The sequence below is a fragment of the Bacteroides sp. genome (assembly GCF_019417265.1).
Lineage (GTDB): Bacteria > Bacteroidota > Bacteroidia > Bacteroidales > Bacteroidaceae > Phocaeicola.
In genome coordinates, this window is record NZ_DXVR01000129.1 from 1 (window position 1) to 5,914 (window position 5,914).

5 protein-coding genes and 1 pseudogene are annotated in these 5,914 nt (G+C 38.9%); 3 read left to right on the plus strand and 3 right to left on the minus strand.

Features of this window, described 5'->3' with window-relative positions; all coding sequences use genetic code 11:
- Positions 1–50: 50 nt before the first annotated feature.
- Positions 51–206: pseudogene (locus tag QZ379_RS11730) on the minus strand (DNA-binding protein); the annotation flags it as partial.
- 273 nt (positions 207–479) lie between these two features.
- Between QZ379_RS11730 and QZ379_RS11735 the strand changes: the two are divergent.
- The 3 genes from QZ379_RS11735 to QZ379_RS11745 all read left to right on the plus strand — a co-directional run bounded on the left by QZ379_RS11735 (position 480) and on the right by QZ379_RS11745 (position 3,977).
- A complete protein-coding gene (locus QZ379_RS11735; protein ID WP_291564930.1) occupies positions 480–1,490 on the plus strand; it encodes an NAD(P)-dependent oxidoreductase in 1,011 nt (336 codons plus the stop codon).
- 20 nt (positions 1,491–1,510) lie between these two features.
- A complete protein-coding gene (gene dusB, locus QZ379_RS11740) occupies positions 1,511–2,494 on the plus strand; it encodes a tRNA dihydrouridine synthase DusB (protein ID WP_291564933.1) in 984 nt (327 codons plus the stop codon).
- 220 nt (positions 2,495–2,714) lie between these two features.
- Positions 2,715–3,977, plus strand: coding sequence for a peptidase U32 family protein (locus QZ379_RS11745; protein WP_291564936.1), 1,263 nt, complete (start codon positions 2,715–2,717; stop codon positions 3,975–3,977).
- 122 nt (positions 3,978–4,099) lie between these two features.
- Here the strand turns inward: QZ379_RS11745 and QZ379_RS11750 are convergent, their stop codons facing one another.
- A complete protein-coding gene (locus QZ379_RS11750) occupies positions 4,100–5,131 on the minus strand; it encodes a FecR family protein (RefSeq protein ID WP_291564940.1) in 1,032 nt (343 codons plus the stop codon).
- Positions 5,132–5,259: 128 nt separating this feature from the next.
- Complete coding sequence (locus QZ379_RS11755) at positions 5,260–5,832, minus strand: RNA polymerase sigma-70 factor (protein WP_291564943.1); 573 nt, start codon at positions 5,830–5,832, stop codon at positions 5,260–5,262.
- Positions 5,833–5,914: the final 82 nt, after the last annotated feature.

Here is a 5,914-nt window from a genome sequence, read left to right on the forward strand (position 1 = left end):
TTATACAGCTAAAAAATAACTAAATATTTTTTTTGCTATCAAACTTGGGTTAAGGCATTATTGATATGTTTACCGATTGTTTTTATGTCACGACCAAATAATTCAGATAATTGTTGGCGGTTTAACCAGACTGTTTCATTTTCCATTCTGACCTCCAACCTGGTTGTTTCGTCCGGTTGGTATAATATTATTTCTCCTTGTTCCATATCCCATTTATTTTATGACATTTCTTATTTTTTTTCTGCTTCTTTTGTGATATAATCCGTGCAACCGTATAGCTTAATCAGCAGAATGTTATATACGCAAATATACTTACAAAAACTAAAAAATGCAATTAAACAATAATAAAGTCCGATTGTCCTGTTATGGATTTAAAGTAATATAGTCTGCACTTCAGTTCCAAAAGTCTGAAAACTTAGTTTTCACTTTGTGCTTCACTCGGTTTGCACTATCTTTGTGCCTTTATAATACGGAAAGTTATGAATTACAAAATATTAGTAACAGGAGCCAGCGGATTTATTGGCAGTTTTCTTGTCGAAGGAGGTCTTGCCGAAGGAATGCAGGTATGGGCAGGAGTGCGCAGAAGCAGTAGCAGGAAGTATTTGCAGGATGGGCGGATACGTTTTGCGGAACTTGATTTTACCGATTCGGACAAGCTTTCGTCGCAGTTGCTCAAGCATAAGGAGGAGCACGGCGGATGGGATTATATCATCCATTGTGCCGGTGTCACCAAATGTATAGACAAGGCCGGTTTTGAGATTGGCAACTATTGGGCTACACGCCATTTCATCGAGACTCTTGTGAAACTTGGTATGACTCCGAAGAACTTTATCTTCATAAGTTCCCTCAGTATTTTCGGACCGATACGCGAGAATGATTATTCCTCGATATGCGAAACGGATACTCCTGTTCCGAACACGGCTTACGGAGTGAGCAAGCTCAAGACAGAGGAATATCTTCAGGGATTGAAGAATTTTCCGTACGTCATATTCCGTCCTACCGGAGTTTACGGCCCTCGCGAGAAGGATTACTTCCTTATGGTCAAGTCCATAAGTAATCATGTGGACTTTGCGGCCGGATTCAAAAGACAGGATATAACATTCGTCTATGTCAATGATTTGGTTCAGGCTGTTTATCTGGCAATAAAGAAGGATGTGAAGTACCGTTCATATTTTGTAAGCGATGGCGAGGTCTATAACAGCAGTACTTTTTCCGACCTGATACGCAAGGAACTTGGCAATCCGTGGATGATACGTTTCGTATGTCCGTTGTCATTGCTGAAGGTGATATCTTTAGTGGCGGAAACATGTTCCCGCCTCGTAGGAAAGACAAGTACCTTGAACAGAGATAAATACAAGATTATGAAGCAGCGCAACTGGAGATGTGATATTCAGCCTCTGATAGATGAATTAGGGTATAAGCCCGAGTATAACTTGGAGCGTGGAGTAAAGGAAACAATAAGCTGGTATAAGAAAGAAGGTTGGGTATAAATTAATATAAAACGCATTTTATGAAGATTAGAAATATAGATTTGGGAGAACAGCCTGTGCTTCTGGCTCCTATGGAAGATGTTACAGACCCCACGTTTCGCCTCCTTTGTAAAGAGTTTGGAGCCGATATGGTATATACCGAGTTCGTTTCCAGCGATGCCTTGATTCGTTCGGTTGGCAAGACCATGCTTAAGCTGAATATCAGCGAGAAGGAGCGTCCCGTAGCCATACAGATTTACGGTAAGGACACGGAAACCATGGTTGAGGCAGCAAAGATAGTAGAGCAGGCAAAACCTGATATACTGGATTTGAACTTCGGATGTCCTGTCAAGCGTGTAGCCGGCAAGGGAGCCGGTTCGGGCATGTTGCAGAACGTACCTAAGATGCTTGAGATAACCAAGGCTGTAGTCAATGCCGTGAATATACCTGTCACTGTGAAAACCCGTCTTGGATGGGATTCTGAGCATAAGATAATAGTTGAACTGGCAGAACAGTTGCAGGACTGCGGTATCGAGGCTCTGACTATTCACGGACGTACACGCGCGCAGATGTATACCGGCGAGGCTGACTGGACTCTCATAGGTGAGGTAAAGAACAATCCGCGTATGCGTGTTCCTATCATAGGAAATGGCGATGTAACCACTCCGCAGCGGGCAAAGGAATGTTTCGACAGATATGGTGTAGATGCCATAATGATAGGCCGTGCCAGTTTCGGTCGCCCGTGGATATTCAAGGAAGTGAAACACTATCTGCAGACAGGAGAGGAACTCACAGGACTTGATTTCGGATGGAAAATGAATGTCTTGCGTCGTGAAGTGCAGGACAGCGTAAATCTGCTTGACGAACGTCGCGGAATTCTGCATGTACGCCGTCACCTTGCCGCATCACCGCTGCTCAAAGGGATTCCTAACTTCAAGGAAACACGTATAGCCATGCTCAGGGCAGAAACGCTTGACGAACTGAATTCCATTCTTAATCACATAGAAGATACTTTTGCGTATTGATTAATCATGTTTTGGATATACCGGAGCTTACAGTAAAACTTTTAGAAAAGTCTATCGTCTGACATATGTCAAACGATAAAGGCTTCAGGGCTTTCATATCTGAAAAATTATTTATCATTCTCAACTTTCTTCCGGGAAACTTCTGTTTAGTAATATATATCAATATGTAGTGGAATATTTTTCGTACCTTTGCAGACGTAAATAAATGAAATATAAATAAATGAGTTATTCAATTAAAGATTTCGAGATAATGGCGCCTGTAGGCTCGCGCGAGTCATTGGCAGCAGCCATTAATGCCGGAGCGGATTCCATCTATTTCGGTATTGAAAGCCTTAACATGCGTGCCCGTTCGGCAAGCACGTTCACAATTGACGATTTGCGTGAGATTGCTGCCCTATGCGATGAGCATGGAGTAAAAAGCTACCTCACCATAAACACTATAATTTATGACGAGGACATAGAGCTGATGCGCAAGATTGTGGATGCGGCCAAGGAGGCCGGTATCAGTGCGGTAATAGCAGCCGATGTGTCTGTCATGGCATACTGCAACGAGGTAGGTCAGGAAGTCCATCTCTCTACACAGCTCAACATCAGCAATGCCGAAGCTCTGAAGTTCTATTCACGTTTTGCCGATGTAGTGGTATTGGCTCGCGAACTCAATCTGAAGCAGGTGCGCAAGATATATGATGCCATCCAGGAACAGAACATCACAGGTCCGATGGGCGAGAAAGTAAGAATAGAGATGTTCTGCCACGGAGCCTTGTGTATGGCGGTATCTGGCAAATGCTATCTTAGCCTTAACGAACTGAATGCTTCTGCCAATCGTGGCGCATGCATGCAGGTGTGCCGCCGTTCATACATAGTAAAGGATAAGGAAAGTGATATAGAACTGGAAGTTGACAACCAGTACATCATGTCGCCTAAAGACCTGAAGACCATACACTTCATGGACGAGATGATAGAGGCCGGAGTGCGTGTGTTCAAGATAGAAGGGCGTGCACGCGGACCTGAGTATGTTCGTACAGTAGTGGAATGCTACAAGGAAGCCATCCGGTCATATCTTGACGGTACATTTACCGAAGAAAAGAAATCCGACTGGGAAACACGCCTTAAGACAGTGTTCAACCGTGGTTTCTGGAACGGATATTACTTGGGACAGCGTCTTGGCGAATGGAGCCGTAACTACGGCTCTGAAGCTACAGAAAGAAAAGTATATGCCGGTCGCGGTATAAAATACTTCTCAAATATCGGTGTTGCCGAGTTCCTCATCGAAGCTACAGAAATCAAGGTTGGCGACAAACTGCTCATTACCGGTCCTACTACCGGAGCAATGTATGTGGACCTGGAAGAAGCGCGTGTAGCTCTCAAACCGGTAGATGTAGTAAAGAAAGGTGTTCACGTATCGTTCAAGGTACCTGACAGAATCCGCCCGAGTGACAAGCTTTACCGTATAGTACCTGCCGAGGAGTTGAAAAAGAAATAATACCTCTTCGTGTGAAGGATGTGAAAGTGAAACAGACGTAGTTTTTACACACATATATTAATTAACACCCATGTTGATAACTATGTTGAGATAGTAATCGGCATGGGTGTTAATTGCAGTTATTACTGTTTGTGTTTTAATGATACGGCATACTTTCTTTTATAAGATGTGTTATTCTTTATTTCTTTGCAAACAATAGAATTACCCATTTCTATAATATTAAGAATTTCATCCAATGATTCATTCTTGAAAGTGGCATGATATGGATAACTATTAATTTCATCGTCATTAATTATAAAATCCACATTATATATTTTACTGAGTCTTTTGAATACCTCTTCAAGCTTTGTATTTCTGAAAATGGTAATACCATCTATCCATGCATATCTGTTGTAAATACAAGTTTTGTCATCTATGAAATATGTATTACTTTTTTTATCCATACAGATTGTTTCACCTGGACTCATATGTAGAATGTTTTTGTATTGTGTTCCGGAAATCTCGACTTTACCCTTATCTAACGATACGTATATATTTTCATCCTCAGGGTAAGAACTTACGTTAAATCTCGTACCTGTGGCTATTACATTAATATTTTCTGTGTTAACAATAAATGGATGTTCTATATCTGAATTAACTTCAAAAAAAGCTTCACCTTTAATAAGTTCTACTTTTCTGATTTTTTCATCAAATTGAATCGGATATTTAAAGCTTGAGCCTGCGTTAAGCCATACTTTTGAACCGTCCGGCAGTTCTAAGGATGAAATCATACCATAAGGAATATTTATAGTCTGATAGGCTTGTATGATTTCAGAATAATTGTTACGTTGTTGTACTTTTGTATAAAGATATATTGTGGATAATACTAATGGAATAAATAAAATTGCTGCAACTCTATATATAAAAGTTATCAACTTACGTGTTTTATTTTCTCTTTCTCTCTTCTTTATGTTATTAAAGAATGATTTACTGGCTTTATTTATATCAATACTTTGTGGGTCAAAGGTAGGGTGTGTTAAATCCCATAAGTTCTTTAACTTATAGAATTCCTCTTCGTTCTTTTTGCTCTGATTTAACCAATCATTAAAACTTCTGATATCAGTATTGTTTGCTTTTCCAGAAAGTATCTTGATTATGAGATTTTCGTTGTCCATTTTACCTTAGTTTTAAAATTAAACTTAATATCTATGAATATTGTCATTAACATAAAAGACATTGCGTTTTAATATAAATGTAATACCTAATTATATTTTTATGACGATTCTGTAGGCTCTTTCCACATTTATAACTTTGTAAATATGAGTAAAATAACAAAAAAATCCTTTAATAAGAGTTTTAGGCGTTTCAAAGATTTTGAGATTCTGACCTCTACCGTTCTTACGGAAATGTTCAGTTCGTCTGCTATCTGTTGATATTTTATCCCTTTTATTTTACTCATCTCGAATGCCGTTCTTTCATCTACAGGTAATTTTTGTATAGCCTGCTGTATTTGTATATTGAGTTCTGAATACAAGATGTATTCTTCTGTATCATTATTGAAAATATTGTTCTGGGTGAGAATAAAAGTGCTGTACTCATTCATAATTTTATTATGTTTGATTTCATCAAGGCAACTGTTCCTAACTGCCCTTATAAGATATGATTTTAAGGAATCTATTTTTATGTTTTTTCTATTCTCCCATATATAAATAAATATGTTTTGTACTATATCTTCACATATTTCCTGGTTTGGTATGATTGTACCTCCATATAAGACTAAGTCTTTATAATATTTGGAGAAAAGGTATGAATATGCATTATGATCTCCATCCTTGATGGCGGTTATAAGATCAAATTCATTTTCGAACTTAGTCATATTTTTAATTCGTTTAATTTATTTATTATCCTTAATTCCGCAACACATTTCTAAAGAAAATAATTTAAAGTACTGAGTAATA